This window comes from uncultured Veillonella sp. (assembly GCF_900545795.1).
GTDB lineage: Bacteria > Bacillota > Negativicutes > Veillonellales > Veillonellaceae > Veillonella_A.
Window position 1 is genome coordinate 17,300 of sequence record NZ_URAR01000003.1, and the last position, 18,762, is coordinate 36,061.

General features: G+C 38.9%; 20 protein-coding genes. 3 read left to right on the forward strand and 17 right to left on the reverse strand.

The annotated features are described in order from the left end of the window. Window positions 1-58: 58 nt before the first annotated feature. The 3 genes from gap to QZR90_RS02335 all read right to left on the reverse strand — a co-directional run bounded on the left by gap (window position 59) and on the right by QZR90_RS02335 (window position 3,619). Window positions 59-1,066: a type I glyceraldehyde-3-phosphate dehydrogenase gene (gene gap, locus QZR90_RS02325; protein ID WP_295788333.1), complete on the reverse strand. Its 1,008-nt coding sequence runs from the start codon at window positions 1,064-1,066 to the stop codon at window positions 59-61. Between the two features lie 104 nt (window positions 1,067-1,170). After that, window positions 1,171-2,196, reverse strand: a complete 1,026-nt coding sequence (locus QZR90_RS02330) for a sugar-binding transcriptional regulator (RefSeq protein ID WP_295788335.1) — start codon at window positions 2,194-2,196, stop codon at window positions 1,171-1,173. A 310-nt stretch (window positions 2,197-2,506) separates the two neighbouring features. Next, complete coding sequence (locus QZR90_RS02335) at window positions 2,507-3,619, reverse strand: amidohydrolase (RefSeq protein ID WP_295788337.1); 1,113 nt, start codon at window positions 3,617-3,619, stop codon at window positions 2,507-2,509. Window positions 3,620-3,843: 224 nt separating this feature from the next. Between QZR90_RS02335 and QZR90_RS02340 the strand changes: the two genes are divergently transcribed. After that, window positions 3,844-4,521, forward strand: coding sequence for a nucleoside recognition domain-containing protein (locus tag QZR90_RS02340; RefSeq protein WP_295788340.1), 678 nt, complete (start codon window positions 3,844-3,846; stop codon window positions 4,519-4,521). Continuing rightward, window positions 4,508-4,981 (forward strand): YjiG family protein, encoded by a 474-nt coding sequence (locus QZR90_RS02345; RefSeq protein WP_295788342.1) that lies wholly within the window; start codon window positions 4,508-4,510, stop codon window positions 4,979-4,981. Before QZR90_RS02340 ends, QZR90_RS02345 begins: the two co-directional genes overlap by 14 nt. A gap of 316 nt (window positions 4,982-5,297) precedes the next feature. Here QZR90_RS02345 and QZR90_RS02350 read toward each other — a convergent pair whose 3' ends face one another. The 13 genes from QZR90_RS02350 to nth all read right to left on the reverse strand — a co-directional run bounded on the left by QZR90_RS02350 (window position 5,298) and on the right by nth (window position 16,866). Further along, window positions 5,298-5,687 carry a PepSY domain-containing protein gene (locus QZR90_RS02350; RefSeq protein ID WP_295788344.1) on the reverse strand — a complete coding sequence of 130 codons (390 nt, stop codon included), beginning with the start codon at window positions 5,685-5,687 and terminating at the stop codon, window positions 5,298-5,300. 389 nt (window positions 5,688-6,076) lie between these two features. Further along, a complete protein-coding gene (upp, locus tag QZR90_RS02355; protein WP_295788345.1) occupies window positions 6,077-6,703 on the reverse strand; it encodes a uracil phosphoribosyltransferase in 627 nt (208 codons plus the stop codon). Window positions 6,704-6,892: 189 nt separating this feature from the next. Next, complete coding sequence (gene glyA / locus QZR90_RS02360; protein WP_295788348.1) at window positions 6,893-8,134, reverse strand: serine hydroxymethyltransferase; 1,242 nt, start codon at window positions 8,132-8,134, stop codon at window positions 6,893-6,895. Window positions 8,135-8,173: 39 nt separating this feature from the next. Beyond that, entirely contained in the window at window positions 8,174-8,617 is a 444-nt protein-coding gene (gene rpiB / locus QZR90_RS02365; protein ID WP_295788350.1) for a ribose 5-phosphate isomerase B, read from the reverse strand. Between the two features lie 299 nt (window positions 8,618-8,916). Next, window positions 8,917-9,363: a low molecular weight protein arginine phosphatase gene (locus tag QZR90_RS02370; protein WP_295788352.1), complete on the reverse strand. Its 447-nt coding sequence runs from the start codon at window positions 9,361-9,363 to the stop codon at window positions 8,917-8,919. A 247-nt stretch (window positions 9,364-9,610) separates the two neighbouring features. After that, the gene (locus QZR90_RS02375; protein WP_295788354.1) at window positions 9,611-11,005 is read right to left on the reverse strand and encodes an L-threonylcarbamoyladenylate synthase; all 1,395 of its coding nucleotides are present in this window, start codon (window positions 11,003-11,005) and stop codon (window positions 9,611-9,613) included. Between the two features lie 39 nt (window positions 11,006-11,044). Beyond that, on the reverse strand, window positions 11,045-11,923 hold the full coding sequence (prmC, locus tag QZR90_RS02380) for a peptide chain release factor N(5)-glutamine methyltransferase (protein ID WP_295788358.1): 879 nt from the start codon (window positions 11,921-11,923) through the stop codon (window positions 11,045-11,047). Then, on the reverse strand, window positions 11,916-13,001 hold the full coding sequence (prfA, locus tag QZR90_RS02385; RefSeq protein ID WP_295788360.1) for a peptide chain release factor 1: 1,086 nt from the start codon (window positions 12,999-13,001) through the stop codon (window positions 11,916-11,918). The genes prmC and prfA overlap by 8 nt, the downstream gene beginning before the upstream one ends. Window positions 13,002-13,036: 35 nt before the next feature. Further along, window positions 13,037-13,939 (reverse strand): DUF1385 domain-containing protein, encoded by a 903-nt coding sequence (locus tag QZR90_RS02390; RefSeq protein ID WP_295788363.1) that lies wholly within the window; start codon window positions 13,937-13,939, stop codon window positions 13,037-13,039. A 60-nt stretch (window positions 13,940-13,999) separates the two neighbouring features. Continuing rightward, window positions 14,000-14,197, reverse strand: coding sequence for a 50S ribosomal protein L31 (gene rpmE / locus QZR90_RS02395; protein ID WP_295788365.1), 198 nt, complete (start codon window positions 14,195-14,197; stop codon window positions 14,000-14,002). 89 nt (window positions 14,198-14,286) lie between these two features. Continuing rightward, the gene (locus QZR90_RS02400; protein ID WP_295788367.1) at window positions 14,287-14,586 is read right to left on the reverse strand and encodes a YdbC family protein; all 300 of its coding nucleotides are present in this window, start codon (window positions 14,584-14,586) and stop codon (window positions 14,287-14,289) included. A 63-nt stretch (window positions 14,587-14,649) separates the two neighbouring features. Further along, entirely contained in the window at window positions 14,650-16,227 is a 1,578-nt protein-coding gene (locus QZR90_RS02405) for a hypothetical protein (protein ID WP_295788368.1), read from the reverse strand. Window positions 16,228-16,230: 3 nt separating this feature from the next. After that, a complete protein-coding gene (nth, locus tag QZR90_RS02410; protein ID WP_295788370.1) occupies window positions 16,231-16,866 on the reverse strand; it encodes an endonuclease III in 636 nt (211 codons plus the stop codon). Between the two features lie 309 nt (window positions 16,867-17,175). Between nth and QZR90_RS02415 the strand changes: the two genes are divergently transcribed. Next, entirely contained in the window at window positions 17,176-17,394 is a 219-nt protein-coding gene (locus tag QZR90_RS02415) for a DUF896 domain-containing protein (RefSeq protein ID WP_295788372.1), read from the forward strand. A gap of 57 nt (window positions 17,395-17,451) precedes the next feature. Here the strand turns inward: QZR90_RS02415 and QZR90_RS02420 are convergent, their stop codons facing one another. Next, window positions 17,452-18,702 carry an aminotransferase class I/II-fold pyridoxal phosphate-dependent enzyme gene (locus QZR90_RS02420; protein WP_295788374.1) on the reverse strand — a complete coding sequence of 417 codons (1,251 nt, stop codon included), beginning with the start codon at window positions 18,700-18,702 and terminating at the stop codon, window positions 17,452-17,454. Window positions 18,703-18,762: the final 60 nt, after the last annotated feature.

An 18,762-nucleotide genomic window follows, 5' to 3' on the forward strand; every position in this document is an offset into this window, starting at 1 on the left:
ATACTATGTAACTTAAAATAGCATGTGAAAAAAGGGGACTATTAAGTCCCCCGTTTAATTATAGGCCTTTTTCACCAATGAATTTAGCTAAGTCAACTACACGGTTAGAATAGCCCCATTCATTATCGTACCAGGAAACAACTTTTACCATATTGCCTTCCATTGTCATAGTTAAATCAGCATCCACAATAGAGCTTCTTGAATCGCCATTGAAGTCATGGGAAACAAGTGGCAAATCAGACACGCCTAAAATGCCTTTTAATTCGCCTTGAGCTGCTTCGCGAAGTGCTGCATTGATTTCTTCTTTAGTTGTTTCTTTATCAAACTCTGCTACAAGGTCAGTGATAGAAACATTTGGAGTTGGCACGCGAAGAGCAAAGCCATTTAACTTACCTTTTAATTCAGGTAATACTAATGCTACTGCTTTTGCTGCACCAGTTGTTGTAGGAATGATAGAAAGAGCCGCTGCGCGAGCACGACGAAGATCTTTATGTGGAGTATCTAAAATACGTTGGTCATTAGTATAGGAATGAACAGTTGTCATCAAGCCGCGTTTAATACCAAATTTATCATTAAGAACTTTAGCAAAAGGAGCTAAGCAGTTTGTTGTACAACTTGCATTGGAGATAATATGATGTTTTGCAGGATCATATTTATCTTGGTTTACGCCCATTACAATGGTAATGTCTTCATCTTTAGCAGGTGCAGAAATGATTACTTTTTTAACAGTACCACCTAAATGTTGTGCTGCTTCTTCGCCCTTGCGGAAACGACCAGTCGCTTCAACAACGATATCTACATTTTCTTCAGACCAGTTAATATTTGATGGGTTTGGATCGTGGAATACGCGAACACGTTTGCCGTCAACGATTAAATAGTCGCCATCAACTGTAACTTCTTCTTTTAAATTACCGTGAACAGAGTCATGTTTAAAAAGAAGTGCAGACCCTTCAATGTCACCTAAGTCATTGATTGCTACTACTTCTACATCAGGATTATTTAAAGTGGCGCGCATTACGCATTTACCGATTCGACCAAAACCATTAATACCAATTTTTACTGCCATGATTCATTCCTCCTAAGATTAATACCCAATATAAACTACTCTGTAATTTATAAATTTATACTTACTAAGCCACTATCCTCGAAAAATGACTTAGAAAATAACAATTAGTTAAGATGCAGTAGCGCTGACATTGCTTCAGCAGCTCCTTCATCAATAATGAGCGTACCTTTACGGCAAGCTCTCATAACACCAATGATAGCCTTGGCTTTTTCAGCACCACCAGCAACAGCGATAACATGTGGAATATTAGGTACATTTGCAAGTGCAATACCCACATTATTAGTGGCGTACACAATATTACCAGCCACATCACAATAATAGCCTAATGCTTCGCCAACGGCACGTTTATTTTTCAAAACAGCTCGTTGTTGATCGCTAATATGACGCTGTGCCGCCATGTGCATAGCTTCACCGATACCGAAAATAAGAACTTCAGTTTGCGTCGCTAATTCCATAACTTCTTTAATTTGAGGCTCCATATTCATCAATATATTGAGAGACTCTTGAGACAAGCCATCAGGCAAGTGAATCATGCGATACGAGCTATCTAGTTTCTCTGCAATGACCGAAGCAATTACATTCGCTTGATATTCTACGCGTTCGCCAATGCCACCACGAGCTGGAATCACTGTGACATCACATTTTTTAGCTGGCAATGATTGGGCCATAACAGCCATAGTACTGCCACCACTAACGGCCAACACAGTATTAGGTTTTAAAACACGCTGTAAAGTTTTAGCTGCTTTAAAGCCTAATTCCTTGCGATCTTTTGGCGTATCACTATCTGTTCCCGATATAATCACTTCATCAATTTGAAGGGCTTGTTTAATCTTAGTCTCTAATTCACTGATTTTATTAAGTTCATGCATCGACGAATTTAACTCTGGTAAAATGCGTTTGCCTTCCTCAGTTAATACCATACCTTGCTGAGTAAACGCAACTAAGCCATTATCCTTCATAATCTCCACATGCGACCGCACTACGCGCTCAGACAGCTTGCTTAGCGTTGCTAGCATTCTCCGGCCAATAGGCTGGGCATAGGATATGTGATTTAGAAGTAAATAGCGTTCCTCTACGATACGCATTAACTCTGGCGCTATTCGCTGATACACTTCTGATAAATCTTTCACGTTGTACCTCTTTCATCCCACCGGAGCAAAAATCGTCCCACACAATACAAAAAAATATCCTCGCTTATATAATACCCCATATGGTGAGTAATGTGCAAGTCATTTTACTAAAAATTGACAGAAAAAGAGCTAAGCCTTTACGACTTAGCCCTTATATTGGTTAACCTATATTGTTTCGTCTTATTCCATCAGATTATTTTGCAACAATCCTCCGTTACGCAGTGCTCCTCAAGTTTTATTACGCAATATTCCGCAGGTTTTATTACGCAATAAGCCTCAGGTTTTATTGCGCCATACTCCTCAGATTTTATTAAGCAATAATACCCATATTTTTAAGTACAGTTAGATAAATCTTAACACCATTTTCTAATGCAGTAGTATCAAAGCTCATATCTGGGTGATGTAAACCTGGTTTTAAATCACAACCTAAACCAAAGAAACCGGCTTTTAAATTGGGATAACGATTTGTATATACCCAGAAATCTTCCCCACCTGGTGTAATAACTTCTGGCACCATATTTTCTTCGCCCAATACTTCTGAGATAGCTTCTTTTAATAGATCAATACATTCTTCATTATGTTCTGCTGCTGTTAGCATTTTGCTATCATCATATTCTACAGTACAGCCATTAGCTTGACCTGCATTAGTTATAGCTGTAATTACTTTTTGATGAAGCTCTTTCATCGTTGGGTTTAGCTGTGCACGCAAGTCCCAAGTAACAAAGGCCTTCTCAGGAATACTATTTGTTACACCGCTATCAGCATGGAATTGAGTTGCTTTTACACTATAGGACTCAGTAGGACGCAAATGAATTGTATTTACTGCATTAATCGCCAATACAGCTGCATCAAGAGCATTAACGCCTAAATGTGGGCGTGCTGCATGACTTGTAACACCTGTAAAGGTAGCTTGAATTGTTGCCGAAGAAGCATAATAGATGGCGGCTACAGCTTGACCATTGCTGGCTTCTTCAATAGGACGCACATGAGCGCCAAATGCATAATCCACACCTTCTAATACACCTGCATCAGCAATTGCATGAGCGCCAGTGCCCAACTCTTCAGCTGGTTGGAATAAAAATTTTAATTTACCATTAGCTACTGGATAGTATTTAATTACTTCTTCTGCTGTTGCTAAGACCATAGAAGAATGACTATCATGACCACAAGTATGGCGCAACACAGTCTCACCATTAATATTGTGAGCTAAGCAGTCCATATCAGCGCGAAGCAATACAGTCGGACCTGGTTTTCCACTGTCCAAAGTAGCTACTACACCAGTAGTGCCACCTACACCAGTTTGAATATCTGTATAGCCAAACTCAGCTAGTTTATCGGCAATAAACTTAGATGTTTTTACCTCTTGAAAACCTAATTCTGGAATTGTGTGCAAATGATTATAATAATCTAATACATGACTCATAGTAATGCCTCCTTAATAATATCTCTTTTATCAGTTTTCTCTCACTTTCCCTGTTCCCACTATTTATTACATATAAAACAAGCTAAACAATATTCTATATACTATATCGTTTATTTAATGTTTTATTAAATATTTTTTATGGAAGTATTGAAAGTCTTTCTATGTATATATTATAATAAAAATATCTACTGTACAAGTACATATATATTCAAGGAGGGTAACAAATGAACGACCAAGAAAGAACTCAAACAGATTGGAACCCCAAAACGAAGTGGACTGACTACATTGCCTTAGCAGTTGCTATCCTCTTCTTCTCTGGGGTTTTTATGAAGGTACAAGGCTATGAATGGCTCGGTGCTTTCGACTTCACTACTTTAGGTGGTAAATTCGGCGTAATCGGTGGCGAAGGCAGTAAAGTTAACTTCCTCGGTGCTAAAGGTGAAGGGGCTCGCCAAGGTTTTATTTTTGCCCTATCTTTAATTCCGTCCATCATGTTAGCTCTAGGTGTACTGGAAGTACTCACTGAGTATGGTGCGATACGCGCAGCACATAAATTATTAACTCCGCTATTATATCCTATTATGCGTGTACCTGGCCGTACCGGTCTTGCCTTAATTACTGACTTACAAAGTACAGACGCAGGCGCTGCACTCACTAAAGAATTATATGATAATAAGCAAGTAACTATGAAGGAATTGATTATCATCACACAATGGCAATATAGTGGTGCTGGTATGATCTCTAACTACTTCTCCAATGGGGCCGCCTTATTCGGTGTTCTTACATTGCCATTGTCGATTCCACTAGTACTTATTTTCGTTTTTAAATTCGTAGGCGCTGTGCTCTGCCGTCTAGCCTTAAATACTATTTACAAGGGGGATTTCACCGATGAGCAACAATAAAAAAAGCAAAAATCCTTTTGATATATTTATTGCAGGCGCGCGTAAAGGTTTTACAGTAGGTACAACTAACTTGTTACCAAATGTATTGATGGCCTACACGCTTGCCTTAATCTTAAAACTGTTAGGCGTACTTGATTTTATCGGTGTTGTCTTCGGTCCTATTATGGGCGTTTTCGGCTTACCAGGTGAAGCTATTACAGTATTACTCACTTCCTGGTTATCATCTTCTGCCGGCGTTGGTATTGCCGTTGGTTTAATGAGCCATGGCATCCTTGATGGCACAGGTGCTACAATTCTTATGCCAGCCATCTTCTTAATTGGTTCACAATTACAGTACATGGGCCGTCTTCTTGGGGTAGCTGATGTACCTGTAAAATATTGGCCACTACTCATCTTATTGAGCGTTGTCAATACTATCTTGGCCATGTTTGTAATGCGTTTCTTAACAGCAGCTATGTAAGAATTTCAGTGGGTATATAAAAATTATATTAGCTCTGTAAAAATTACAACTATTTTTTTAGAAGTGCTTGTATATTCCAAAGAGATATTCATTGCAAACATAATCATTAATATATTTAGTATATGAATAAGTACAGTATCATTTTTAAACTTAAGTAATAAAAAGAGCCGAGCAATTGCTCGGCTCTTTATTTATTTTGTTTACTATTACTTATGTATTCTTAGGTACTCTATAAGTAACAATCTATTATAGGCTTTACTTGCTATCAATATGCTTAAATCTGTACATTATAAAATGATAGCACTTAATCCCTTAATTAGTCGCGGTCTACATCCCACTCAGTGATTTCACCAGTAAGAGCATCGATTTCGAATTCATACTCTACACCGTCAAAGAAGATTTTACCTTCATATACTTTACGACCATTTTCATAGTCAGGATGTACTTTGTATAAATGAGATGCGTTAGCACCTGGTACTTTTGCTAATGCTACAGCTGTTGCTTGATCTACTGTGATTTCAGTATTAGCCTGAGCAAAAGAAAATACGCCGGCCGCTACAAAGGATAATGCTAATGCTTTCATAGTCTTGTTCATAATTAACCTCGCTTTTAATACTAATACATTTGTCGCCACTGCTTGCCTTCTTAAAGTAATAAAGCTGTATCGCAATATGTTAAGAAGCCCCCAAAGAAAACCTTCAGCCATGGCAACAATTTACAATAATTATCGATATATCTATTTTATTAGATATATCGATGATTGTCTATTGATTTTTTTTCATTATAATTATGCACAAAGGGAAAGTATATATTTCCTTACACTTTATATCCCTCATTATCTTAGGCTTTATATTCCCCATTACCTTAACTTTACATTGCCCATTACTTTAGCTTTACATTAACCCACTACTTTAGGATATCTCCCATCACCTTAGCCTTTTTAGTGCTTCCACAGAATTATAAAGCAATATAAACTCCCCCTATAAAAGCAAAGAGCTGTAACACACTAGATTCACTACTGTATTACAGCTCTTTTATAAGAAACTATATAAACCGCCCTATGGTTTACATATATATACTTTTATTTTTATTCTATTATTTTGTACCGAAAATACGGTCACCAGCATCGCCAAGACCTGGAAGGATATAGCTGTGCTCGTTTAAGCCTTCATCTAAAGCAGCTACGTATACACGAACATCAGGATGTTCCTTGTTCACTACTTCAACGCCTTCTGGAGCTGCCACAAGGCACATAAGTTGAATGTCTTTACAGCCTTTTTCTTTTAGTAAAGTAATGGCTGCTGCAGCGCTACCACCAGTAGCAAGCATTGGATCAGTAACAATAATACGACGGTCAGATAAATCAGAAGGTAATTTGCAATAGTATTCCACTGGTTTTAAAGTTTCAGGGTCACGGTATAAACCAATATGACCTACTTTAGCCATTGGCATAAGATCTAGTAAACCACTCACCATGCCAAGACCAGCGCGTAAAATTGGAATAATAGCTAATTTTTTACCAGCAATGCGTTTACCCATTGTTTTTACAAGCGGTGTTTGCACTTCCACTTCTTCAAGTGGCAAGTCACGAGTAATTTCATATCCCATAAGCAAGGTAATTTCTTCTAAGAGCTCGCGAAAATCTTTAGAACCAGTTTCTACATCGCGGATCAAGGTTACCTTATGTTGGATTAAGGGATGTGTCATAACATTTACATTCATTTGTAAACCTCCTCATATACTCTATCGTTTAGTCAACGGCCTTATAGGCCTTAACACTTTCTTATCTAAACGATTATAACATATTACCATGCATGTATCTACTATAAAACTATGTAAAATAGTTTCTACTCTAAACAGTATCGACAAACATAGGACCTATATGTCTCTCTCATTTCTCGTATAAAAGGATTATAAATTAGGGTACATTGGGTATTTTTCACAAAGTGCAGCTACGCGCTTACGAGCAACTTCATGTACATCCTTGTCTTCAGAATGTTTAAGAACATCGGCAATAATGGAAGCAATTTCCTTCATATCCTCTTCGCCTAAACCACGAGTTGTCAAAGCTGGTGTGCCAAGACGAATACCACTCGTTACAAATGGGCTTTCAGGATCAAATGGAATCGTATTTTTATTGCAAGTAATACCTACTTCATCAAGAAGGAATTCAGCTACTTTACCAGTTAAACCACAGCTGCGAACATCCACGAGCATAACATGTGTATCAGTACCACCGGATACAATTTTAAAGCCTTCTTTTGCCAGTGCATCAGCTAATACTTTGGCATTAGCTACTACGCGCTTCGCATATTCTTTAAATTCAGGTTGTAATGCTTCACCAAAAGCAACCGCTTTAGCTGCAATGACATGCATTAAAGGGCCCCCTTGAATGCCAGGGAAAATTGCTTTATCAATCGCTTTCGCATATTTTTCTTTACAAAGAATCATACCACCACGTGGGCCACGCAAAGTTTTATGTGTAGTAGTTGTTACAATATCAGCATACTCTACTGGATTTGGATGTACACCAGCTGCCACAAGACCAGCGAAGTGAGCCATGTCTACCATGAAGATAGCATCTACTTCATGAGCGATATCAGCCATTTTTTTGAAGTCAATAATGCGAGAATATGCACTGCCACCACCAATAATAAGTTTTGGCTTAGTTTCAAGAGCAATTTTACGCATTTCATCATAATCAATCTCTTGAGTCTCTTCATCCACACCATAAGGTACGATATTGAAATAAGAACCAGATACATTCACTGGGGACCCATGAGTTAAATGTCCACCATGAGATAAATTCATACCCATGATTGTGTCACCAGGTTGTAATAAAGCAAAATATACACCAAAATTAGCTTGCGAACCAGAATGAGGTTGCACGTTTACATGGTCAGCGCCAAATAGTTTTTTAGCGCGTTCAATAGCTAATGTTTCTACCATGTCTACATATTCACAGCCACCATAATAGCGTTTACCAGAGTAGCCTTCCGCATATTTATTAGTCAATACACTGCCCTGTGCTTCCATAACTGCGGGAGATACGAAATTTTCAGACGCAATCATTTCAAGCTTATTGCGTTGACGACCTAATTCTAATTCAATATACTTTGCGATTTCTGGATCTTGTACTTTTAATGTGCTCATCACATTACCTCCTACAATTCTTGTTAACCTATTTCAAGCTTAGTTATGTTCTTCTAACGCTGAAATTTTAGCAATACGACGCTCGTGGCGGCCACCTTCAAACTCAGTGGTTAACCAAATTTTAACAATATCACTAGCCAGTCCTGGACCAATAACGCGTTCACCCATTGTTAATATGTTTGCATTATTGTGCTCCCGTGACGCATGAGCTGAAAAGGTATCATGGCATAAAGCAGCGCGAATACCTGGCACTTTATTAGCAGCAATACCAATGCCAATGCCGGTACCACAAATTAATATACCTCGATCATATTCACCAGTGGCTACCGCTTGCGCTACTGGCGCGGAAATATCAGGATAATCTACTGAATCTTCTGAATGAGTCCCAAAGTCCTTATATTCCACTCCTAATGAATCTAATACAGGCTTAATAGCTTCTTTTAATCGAAATCCGCCATGGTCTGCCCCAATCGCTACTTTCATGAGTTCCTCCTAGTATATATTGATGTATATGCTACCAAATATGTAGCTTGCCTTTTGTTTTTATTATTATACTATAGTTACGATGATTCTACTATGTATAATTTACACATTTGTCCTCTCCATCTATATAGTATTTTTATAATACATATGTCCAGCAGTAATATCCTTTGTATATTACTTGGATACCATCCATATAAACGTAAAAAAGGATATAGCTTCTCTACAGCTATATCCTTAATACTTTTTCCATCATTTAGTTTATTTCAAAACATCAAAGCAAAGTTAAACAAATAATAGATTTACATTTTTTCAATAATATGAGGCCAACTTTTTTCAATAAGCGCCTCGATTTGCTTAGCACATTCTATATATTCTTCCTGTGTACCACCAAATGGATCCTGCACATCTTCACCAGTGCCAGCTAATTCGCCAAGACTCACAATTTTATCCTTTAAATTAGGAAATTGTCGCAACAAAGTATTTTTGTGATCACTTGAAAGTCCTACCACTAAATCAGCGGCGTCAATAAGAGGAATGGAAAGTGGTCGTGTTTGATGACTGGAAATATCTACTAAGTCTTTCACGGCCTCTCGCGCATAAGGTGATACAGTACCACCAGGAACACAGAATAAGCCTGCAGACAAAGTCACAATATTCTGTTGTTCCTTCTCCGCTTTAGCGCGAAGCAAACCTTCTGCCATAGGGCTACGGCAAGTATTGCCGGTACAAACAAATAATATATTCATAATACAACCTCTTCTACATAAAATTAAAAGCAATATTTTATGATACAAGTGCACCAAGATACTGTGACACTATCGATACGCTTACACTAGCCTACTGCTAAGCTATCAGTAAAGTACCAATAATCTGCTCAAAACTATCAGTAAGCGCCCAACAAACTACCACTAAGCTTCTAATAAGCTACTGCTAAGTTACCAATAACTTACTACTAAACTTCTGTCAAATTACTAAGTGGCCAATAAGTATACATTAGATATAAAATACTTGGTGCGCACTGGCTTTATCTAAGCGATTCATAATGGCCTTGCCTAGCCCTTCTGGCTTAACACCAGTAGCAAAAATACGAGTTACCTTAGCTTCATTGAACTCCAATAACGAACGATATAATTTGCGAGCTAAACTTTTATAGTCAGAAGACTTGCCATACACAATTAGATGATAAGGCAAAGCGAAATGGTCCAGCGTCCCCTTTAATTCAGCAGCTACCTCTTCACTCACCAAAAGACCAATTTTATCAGCTTCACTAAATGGAGTGACAGCCACTTTAAACTGCGATGAATCTTTATAGTCTATCATACAGGACACAAAACGTCCTCTAGTCTCTAATACTTCACCTAATGCCTTACTGAGTTCCTTATTAGTCCCTACAAGAGTGATTAAATTAGCATTAGGTGCATAGTGCTTATATTTCATGCCTGGTGCCTTAGGGGCTACTTCAGGAGCCGTAAGAGCTTCGTCAAAATCAACTTGCCCTTCACCTAATACAGCTTCTAGCATAGCCTTCGTAATCGCCCCAGGACGTAAAATTGTAACACCCTTAGCATGGCATTCTACAATCGTCGACTCTAGACCTACCTCACAAGGGCCAGCATCAGCAATGGCTTCAATGCGTCCTTTCATATCCTCATATACATCAGAGGCTGTCGTAGGACTAGGCCGTCCCGATATATTAGCACTTGGGGCCGCCACCGGCACACCAGCAGCTAATAAAATCTGGCGACAAATCTCATGATCTGGGCAGCGTAAAGCTACATTTAAGAGACCACCTGTAGCGCGCAAAGGCACTGCCTCTGACTTAGGCATAATAATAGTTAAAGGGCCTGGCCAAAAAACCTCCATCAATCGCTTAGCTACTAATGGTACTTCTTGTACTAGAGGAGCCACAGCCTCGCTATTAGGAACATGCAAAATGAGAGGATTATCTGATGGTCGCCCTTTGGCCTCATAAATGCGCCCCATAGCCACTTCATCTAAGCCATTGGCACCTAAGCCGTATACCGTTTCAGTGGGAATGGCTACCAATTTCCCCTCTTGAAGCAGCTGCCCTAATTCAGCAATTACTTCTGGCGTAAAGTCTTTATAAATTACCGTCTCTACATCAAAGTCTGCTAGCACACCAGGGGCTAGATTATCAACAGTGCGTTTTGCTGTTTGACTAGCTGATTGTACTTGATTATCTATTTTTACTTGATTATCTATTTTTACTTGATTATCTATTTTTACTTGATTATCTGTACTTATTTGATTATCTGCTCTTTTTTGATTATCTGCTCTTTTTTGATTATCTAGATTAGTTTGATTCTCTTCTTTTACTTGATTATCTACTTCAGTTTGATTGTCTTCTTTTACTTCTTGATTACTCATCCAGTTATTTCGACCTCCCCATAATGGGTCTCTTGTTCGTTATTTCTTATTCCACCGCAAGGCCCGTACTATGCCTCCTAAATCTTTAGTCATAGTAACTTCACCATAGGCACCAGTTGCCTTTGCTAGTTCGATTATTTCAGATTCTTGGCCAATGCCAATCTCAAAGGCTAAGAAGCCACCTGATCTTAAAAACTGTGGTGCCTTTGCTAAAAGCTGTCTATAAAAATCAAGACCATCTTCACCACCATCTAAGGCAATATGAGGCTCATTTAAAACTTCTGGAGCCAAATCCGCCATATCCTTACTCGGAATATAAGGTGGATTTGACACGATAACATCAAAGGCTTCTTTATACGTATTCACATCAGTTTCTAAAGCAGTCAACATATCTGATTGCCATAATTTAGCGCGCTCAGTTAATTGAAGCTGCTCCCGATTAATAGCTGCCATCTGCAAGGCTTCTTTTGAAATATCTAGGCCAAGGCCTGTCGCCTTTGGTAAATAATGCAATAAGCTATATAAAATAGTGCCCGGACCTGTGCAAACATCCAATATATAGGGCGCTGCCTCAGGTGAAATTTGACTCAATAAATCTTCAATAATCGTCTCTGTATCAGGACGCGGTATGAGCACATCTTTAGAAACAGAAAACATAAGACCCATGAATTCTTTCTTCCCAGTTACAGCAGCTACACTATAACCACTGGCGCGCTCTACGACTAAAGGGCGAAACTTATCTAGTTCCTCCTTTGTCATAGGCTTATCATAATGAGTATATAAATAAATTCGATCGACGCCTAAAACGTGAGAAAGCAGTACTTCCCCATCCAAGCGACTTGATTCGACGCCTTTGGTGTGAAAATACTGCTCTGTCCATTGGAGCAGTCGACCTATAGTCCAAAGCTCCTTAGGCATTGTTATCCGTCTCCTGCATCTTAGCTGCTTGATCAGCTGCAATTAGCGCTTGAATTAATTCATCTAAATCGCCATTTAAAACTTGATCTAATTTATAAAGGGTTAAATTGATGCGATGATCAGTAACACGGCCTTGAGGGAAATTATAGGTACGAATACGCTCGCTTCGATCCCCAGTCCCTACTTGACTCTTACGATCTGCTGCTAAGCTAGCAGCCGCTTCTTGTTCCGCTTTATCTTGCAACTTCGCACGTAAAACGCGCATTGCCTTATCTTTATTTTTTAATTGTGAACGTTCATCCTGACAAGCTACTACGATACCAGTTGGTTTATGCGTAATACGTACAGCTGATTCCGTACGGTTAACGTGCTGTCCACCAGCGCCACTGGCACAATATGTATCAATTTGTAAATCTTTGTCATTAATTTCAATATCCACATCTTCTGCTTCAGGAAGTACCGCTACAGTCACTGTAGACGTGTGAATACGACCGGATGATTCAGTTTCTGGTACGCGCTGTACACGATGTACACCAGATTCAAACTTAAGCTTAGAATAAGCGCTGTTCCCATCTACAGAGAACACCACTTCTTTAAAGCCGCCCAATTCTGGCGCATTAGAATCAATAATTTCACAACGCCAACCTTGAGCTTCTGCATACTTAGTATACATGCGGAATAAATCCCCCGCAAAGAGAGCCGCTTCATCGCCGCCAGCACCACCGCGAATTTCCACAATAACGTTTTTATCATCATTAGGATCTTTAGGTAATAAGAGAATATGCAAGCGTTCTTCTAACTCTTCTTTCTTCTCTTTAAGTTCCTTAAGTTCTTCCTGTGCCATTTCACGAAATTCTTCATCCATGGACTTATCTTCTAATACTTCAAGAGCTTCATCAATCCCTGCTAAGGTTTGTTTGTACTCTCTAAAAGCAGTTACTGTCTCCGTAAGACTAGCATGTTGGCGCGTAAGTTTTTGCCACTCTTGTTGACGGGCAATTACCTCAGGGTCACTAATGCGCTGTTCCAAGTCCATATATTTATCTTCAATTACTTGTAGTTTATCAACTAATACCATCGAAAAAGATACCCCTTTCAGGTGTTAACTAACGCTTAACTTTCGTACGCTTCTGCTTCACTTGGGCGCACTGCTTCTAGGGCTCTAATGGCCACTTCAATTTGATCATCCTCTGGCTCACGAGTTGTCATATACTGCAACCACAAACCCGGTGTGATGAGGAATTTTACAAAGCCATTTTCACTGCGACCAGCTAAACGAATTAATTCATACGCAATCCCTGCCACTACAGGCATGAGTACTACACGTGATACAATTCGCTCCCATAAACTAGGCCAGCCCAAGAAGGCAAAAACAAAAATACTGGTCACCATTACTATCAACAAGAAATTAGTGCCACAACGAGCATGTAATCTTGAATGGCGACGCACATTTTCCACGGTTAATGGCATGTCATTTTCATAAGTATGAATCGTCTTATGTTCAGCCCCATGATATTGAAACACGCGCTGAATATCCTTAGTCTGTCCAATGCCCCAAATATAGGCTAAAAACAAGACTAAACGTATACAACCTTCAATTATATTTAGTAAGAAATGATTATCTCCTATGCCAGGAATAAGTTTTGCTGCATAAGTTGGCAAGGCTAAAAACAAGCCAATCGCCACTACAGTTGAAAATGCCATAGTCAGAGCAATCTCTTTATTAGTCATTTCTTCTTCCTCTTCACCGGCCGCTTTCGCTGAAAACGCTAAGGCTTTCATGCCGATAACCAAGGATTCATATAGGGCTACACAGCCGCGTAACATAGGTTTCTTCAAAATAGGATACTTGTCACTAATGGACGAAGTCGTATAAGAATCGACCACAATATTGCCATCTGGCTCGCGCACTGCTGTAGCTGTATATCTTGGGCCACGCATCATTACACCTTCAATGACGGCCTGGCCTCCAACAAATTTCTTAACTCTTTTTTCTTCCAAAGCGTCTCCTCCCATAAACAAATATAGGCAGAGCCGAAGCTCTGCCGTATTATTTGTATAGCTAGACTACAGTAATTATTTACCGTAACGCTTGTTGAATTGTTCGATACGACCGCGAGCTTGAGCAGTACGTTGCTGTCCTGTGAAGAACGGATGGCAGTTGGAGCAAACGTCAACGCGAAGATCATTCTTAACAGAACCAGTTTTAAATGTATTGCCACAGCCACATGTTACGGTAGCTTCACCATAATTAGGATGAATTCCTTCTTTCATTCTATACACCTCTTTCCACTGTCCAAAACTATGCTTATTGATTATATCATGGTCAATCACTTAATGCAACTAAAGAAGAAAAATTATTCTTATTCCCCTGCTTGTTCAGCCGCTTTCTCAGCGGCCTTAGCTTCAGCGCGCTCTTTAAGCGATTCTTCCATGGCTTCTTCTAAATCTACTTCATTTAATAAATCGCGAAGTGCAATGATTTCTTCCAAAGATAAAGTAATGCCTTTAGTCATACCATTGTATTCGCTATCCCAAGAGCGAAGGTCAAATTTTGGGTTATAACGTCCCCAACTTGTGCAAGTTAATTGCTTCTTCCAACCATCTTTATTTTCAGATAAAGTGCCTAATACTTTATATATTTCAAAATTTACAACTGCCATAGTATCCCTCCTCGTCTATTGTTATACTGTAGCTTAATTACTTAGGTCTGTCAATTTAGATTTTTATTTTTTATCAAATCGCATAGTGTCTGGAATTATGCCTTCACTCAATGAATCGATTTGCATCTCATATTTAGACTTAATCGCTACAAGCTCCTGTTCATAAGCAGTGGCTGCCGCCTTCAATGCTGTAGTCAATTCATTTAAGCCCTCTTCTTTTACTATTTGACGACGTATACTGCCCATCAACTGCAATAAAGCAGGCGTAGAAATGACCATTTGAGCTAATGTTTTTAAAATAATTTTCCCTTTTTCACTGCTAAAGAAGGCATGCCATAAAAAAGCCGCTCGTTCATCAGGGAAAAACCAATACGATTCTGCTTCACTCATCGTAGGCAGGCTTTCATTTACAATGGCATCATAGGCCTCTTCAGTCATAGACGCTGTAAAGTCACGTTTTGGTTCCACTACTTCAAGGGATATAGTCACATCAGTGCCTTTTCGTTTTACCAATAACTTCATGCCACCAGCGGCATACATAAGTTTTTGACGATACGCAGGCAATTTGCTGTCCACCGTCATGTAACCGTCTTCACCAAGGGTTGGCAATTGAGCTTGCAAAGCTGGTGCAATGCCACAAAGAGACAATCCATAAGCCACTAGCGAGAACGTATCCATGCTAGCTAGTACTTCATGAGGCAAAGCAATAAATGGCGTAGTTCGCACCATACTCCCCGGAGTCACGCCTTGGCTAGCAATCCCGTCTGCAACAAGTTCAGCTATTTCAAGTCTAACTTTTTTGATGTCATGATTTGTATAAGCAAATTCATACACACCTAAAGGCGCCCATTCACGCACTACTTCCAAGCGCTTTTGCAAGAGCATAAATTGAATGGCCATGCGATTAACACCCATTTGATCTTGCACAGCACTAATAGGAATTAAAAAATGAGCCGTTCCCTCCGGTGTAATATTGCCTACGCGCAATGCTAATTCTTCCATAATAGCTACTGGTGCACGGAAAAGCCCCGTAGTAGCTGCTACAATATGGTCAAATACTACATCTTCTGGCCAATCAGTAATGACAGGTGCCAAAGGATATAATGCTTTTATCATATGAGCTGTTGCCTCAGACACAACATATAATAACAAGCGCTCCATTGGAATTTGCTTCATAATAAAAGGCAAGAGATCTAAATACTCTTCTACATAAGCAAATAAAATCATTCCTTCACTTGTCGCTAATGTCTCTACAATACGCTCCAACGGTTCTCGTAAAAGTGCCCCACCAGCGAGGCCTTCACTGTACCCCGTTTCACTTACAATCCTAGGTAATGAACCACTGTCTTTTTCATTAGGAATAGACATTATATAGACTTGCTTTACTGCTTCGCGATCAACTAACACTTCATTAAATGGCAAAGGGCCAAAATCAGCTTCCGTCGCCTTAGCAGCATCAAATAAATCCTGTACATCTACAGTGTCTGGTGCCTCTTTATACGCCGGATGTGCCTCTTCAAGTATATGTTTCATCGCTATACAGCGGATAATCTCATTAATTACATTCTCGCCTCGTATCCCTAGTGCTTCATAGGGTTGTAACGAGAATTTACGAAGCTGGCTATTTTTTATTTCAGTCATTCATTATTCCTTTCCTGCCGAAGGGCACACCTGAGCCAATGGGCATTCGCCACATAAAGGCTTGCGCGCCTTACATATTTTACGTCCATGCCAAATAATCCAATGATGAGCGGCACTCCATTTATCCATAGGGATGGCCTTCTTCAGTTTCTCCTCTACCTCATCAGGAGTTTTGCCACGAGCTAGACCCAATCGATTGGATACGCGAAATACATGTGTATCTACGGCAATGGCCGGGGTATTAAACAATACAGAAATCAATACATTAGCAGTTTTTCGCCCTACCCCTGGCAAGGTAACTAACTCATCAAACTGTTCTGGCACCTCGCCATGGTATTTTTCTAATAATATTTGGCAGGTTTTTATTAAATTCGCCGCCTTAGCACGATACAGACCACAGTCGCGAATCAACACTTCTAACTTAGGAACACCTAAGGCTAACATTTTAGCGGGATGATCATACGCTGGAAACAAGCGCTTAGTAATAATATTTACGCGCTCATCTGTGCATTGTGCGGACAAAACAACGGCTACTAATAACTCAAAGGGATTATTATAGTCAAGAGCTACCTTCGCATCTTTATATACAGTTTCTAATATATGAATTTGTTCACTTTTTATCGCTTTTGTTACGCGCATATTTATCTCCAACTTTGAAATTATATAATAACAATACTTTATTATAGCACTATATTTTCGAATTTATCAAAATTTTACCACCTAGTATGTGCTGTATCAAATCTAATATCTGCCCTATCTATTCTAGTACCTACTGTATCTAATTTAAAGCTACTCTATCTATTTTAAATCTAATCTATCTATTTTAAATCTACTCTACCTATTTTAGTAGCTTCTGTCTTATATCTGACTTTTATAAGATAAAAAATACAACACTCTCATAGCATTTACAAAGTATGGTATAATTGAAAATATAAATAGGAGGTCTCTATGAATATAAATGATACATTAAAACGAATTAATGAATTAGCACATAAAAAGAAATCTGGTATTCCTTTAACTGAAGAAGAACTAGCTGAAAAAAAAGAACTCTATGCTGTGTACCTAAGCTTCATTCGCAATCAAGTGAAAGATCAATTAGACCGTATTGAATTTGTAGATGAAGAACCTAGTTCCAACACATCAAAAACAGACAAAAAACTAAACTAAACAAAAAGACAGGTCCCCTACTAGCTTATAGCCTAGCAGAACCTGTCTTTTATTATGTTATAAAGAGCCCAACTCTTTCATTGTATTATAAATAGTAGTTGCCAATCCCTTCATTTTTGCTTTAGTAATACTGCAAGCAGCTACGCGAACACCATGGCCAAGTGGCACCACATAGATATGTTGTTTAGCCAAAGCTTCTACAATATCCATGCTATTTTCAGTAGGAATCGTTAAGAAGAATCCGCCACAATATGGTAAACATGGCAAGCCTACTTGATCTGCTTCTTCCGCAAAAATACGAGCACGCTCCTGAATGAGCTCACAATATTCATTGCGCTCTGCTTCATAAGCCGCTAATTTAGCTGGATCATTTACAATATTAGCCATAGTGCGCATAGCAGGACGACAAATATTAGACCATGTAGCACGAGATGTAATGGAATTTACTTCTTTAAACTCTTTCGCAATTTCTTCTTCAGAACTTACGCCTAACATAGCCCCTACACGCTGACCATACATTGTAAAGCCTTTAGATAAACTATAGCATACAACTGCTAAAATTTCTTTTGGCAAATGACTAAACTTTTTGAAGAATCGACGAACTGTCTGCTTTTCACCGGAATAGTCAATATAAGCTACGTCACAAGCAATGATAACTTTATTTTTACCATTTTTAACGAGCTCTTTTACATATTCAATTACCTTGTCCCAATCTTCATCAGTTAAACTAAAGCCTGTTGGGTTGTTACCAGGTGTATTGAAAATGAGCACTACATTTTCCTGCGATGCGGCAATAGCATCAGTTTCTTCTTTAAAGCTAGCAAAATTAAATTGTCGCTGTTCATCAAATAGACGATAGGTTTTCAAATAGCGATGATTGTCATTACAAATTTGATTATAAGCGCCCCAATACCAATCAGCAGTTAATACAGTATCGCCAGGGTCAGTATAATTATGTACTAAATGGTGAATGCCACCAGTGCCACCAGCAGTAGCAACAGCTTCAATAAATGCATCAGGTTTAGATTCTCCAAAGCACTCTTTCACTACCGCATCCAAATATTCTGGTAAGCCTGCAATAGGAGCATACGCAACATATTCATTTCTTGGCAAGTTTAAATACTCTTGCTCCACTGTTTTCAAAAATACAATATCCCCATTTTCATCCATGATGGATCCTAAGGTACCATTGATTACCTTATCTTTACCTAATACCTTTGCCTCTTCTTGCGCTCTAGAATTTAAAGCAAAAATACAATCTTTAGATTTTTTTCCACGCGCTTGTGAGGCTGCCATACTCATAGTCATATACTACACCTTCCCATCATCATAAGTAATTCACTCTTTTATAATAGCGAAAATAAAGGT

Coding starts and splice junctions, on each gene's coding strand:
- QZR90_RS02375 (WP_295788354.1), bottom strand. CDS start 11,005: ATGAGTAATCAAGAAGTAAAAGAAGACAATCAAACTGAAGTAGATAAT.
- QZR90_RS02350 (WP_295788344.1), bottom strand. CDS start 5,687: ATGGCTGAAGGTTTTCTTTGGGGGCTTCTTAACATATTGCGATACAGC.
- QZR90_RS02400 (WP_295788367.1), bottom strand. CDS start 14,586: ATGGCAGTTGTAAATTTTGAAATATATAAAGTATTAGGCACTTTATCT.
- QZR90_RS02390 (WP_295788363.1), bottom strand. CDS start 13,939: ATGGGAGGAGACGCTTTGGAAGAAAAAAGAGTTAAGAAATTTGTTGGA.
- QZR90_RS02340 (WP_295788340.1), top strand. CDS start 3,844: ATGAACGACCAAGAAAGAACTCAAACAGATTGGAACCCCAAAACGAAG.
- gap (WP_295788333.1), bottom strand. CDS start 1,066: ATGGCAGTAAAAATTGGTATTAATGGTTTTGGTCGAATCGGTAAATGC.
- prfA (WP_295788360.1), bottom strand. CDS start 13,001: ATGGTATTAGTTGATAAACTACAAGTAATTGAAGATAAATATATGGAC.
- glyA (WP_295788348.1), bottom strand. CDS start 8,134: ATGAGCACATTAAAAGTACAAGATCCAGAAATCGCAAAGTATATTGAA.
- upp (WP_295788345.1), bottom strand. CDS start 6,703: ATGAATGTAAATGTTATGACACATCCCTTAATCCAACATAAGGTAACC.
- QZR90_RS02420 (WP_295788374.1), bottom strand. CDS start 18,702: ATGACTATGAGTATGGCAGCCTCACAAGCGCGTGGAAAAAAATCTAAA.
- prmC (WP_295788358.1), bottom strand. CDS start 11,923: ATGCCTAAGGAGCTTTGGACTATAGGTCGACTGCTCCAATGGACAGAG.
- QZR90_RS02345 (WP_295788342.1), top strand. CDS start 4,508: ATGAGCAACAATAAAAAAAGCAAAAATCCTTTTGATATATTTATTGCA.
- QZR90_RS02335 (WP_295788337.1), bottom strand. CDS start 3,619: ATGAGTCATGTATTAGATTATTATAATCATTTGCACACAATTCCAGAA.
- QZR90_RS02370 (WP_295788352.1), bottom strand. CDS start 9,363: ATGAATATATTATTTGTTTGTACCGGCAATACTTGCCGTAGCCCTATG.
- QZR90_RS02415 (WP_295788372.1), top strand. CDS start 17,176: ATGAATATAAATGATACATTAAAACGAATTAATGAATTAGCACATAAA.
- rpmE (WP_295788365.1), bottom strand. CDS start 14,197: ATGAAAGAAGGAATTCATCCTAATTATGGTGAAGCTACCGTAACATGT.
- QZR90_RS02405 (WP_295788368.1), bottom strand. CDS start 16,227: ATGACTGAAATAAAAAATAGCCAGCTTCGTAAATTCTCGTTACAACCC.
- nth (WP_295788370.1), bottom strand. CDS start 16,866: ATGCGCGTAACAAAAGCGATAAAAAGTGAACAAATTCATATATTAGAA.
- rpiB (WP_295788350.1), bottom strand. CDS start 8,617: ATGAAAGTAGCGATTGGGGCAGACCATGGCGGATTTCGATTAAAAGAA.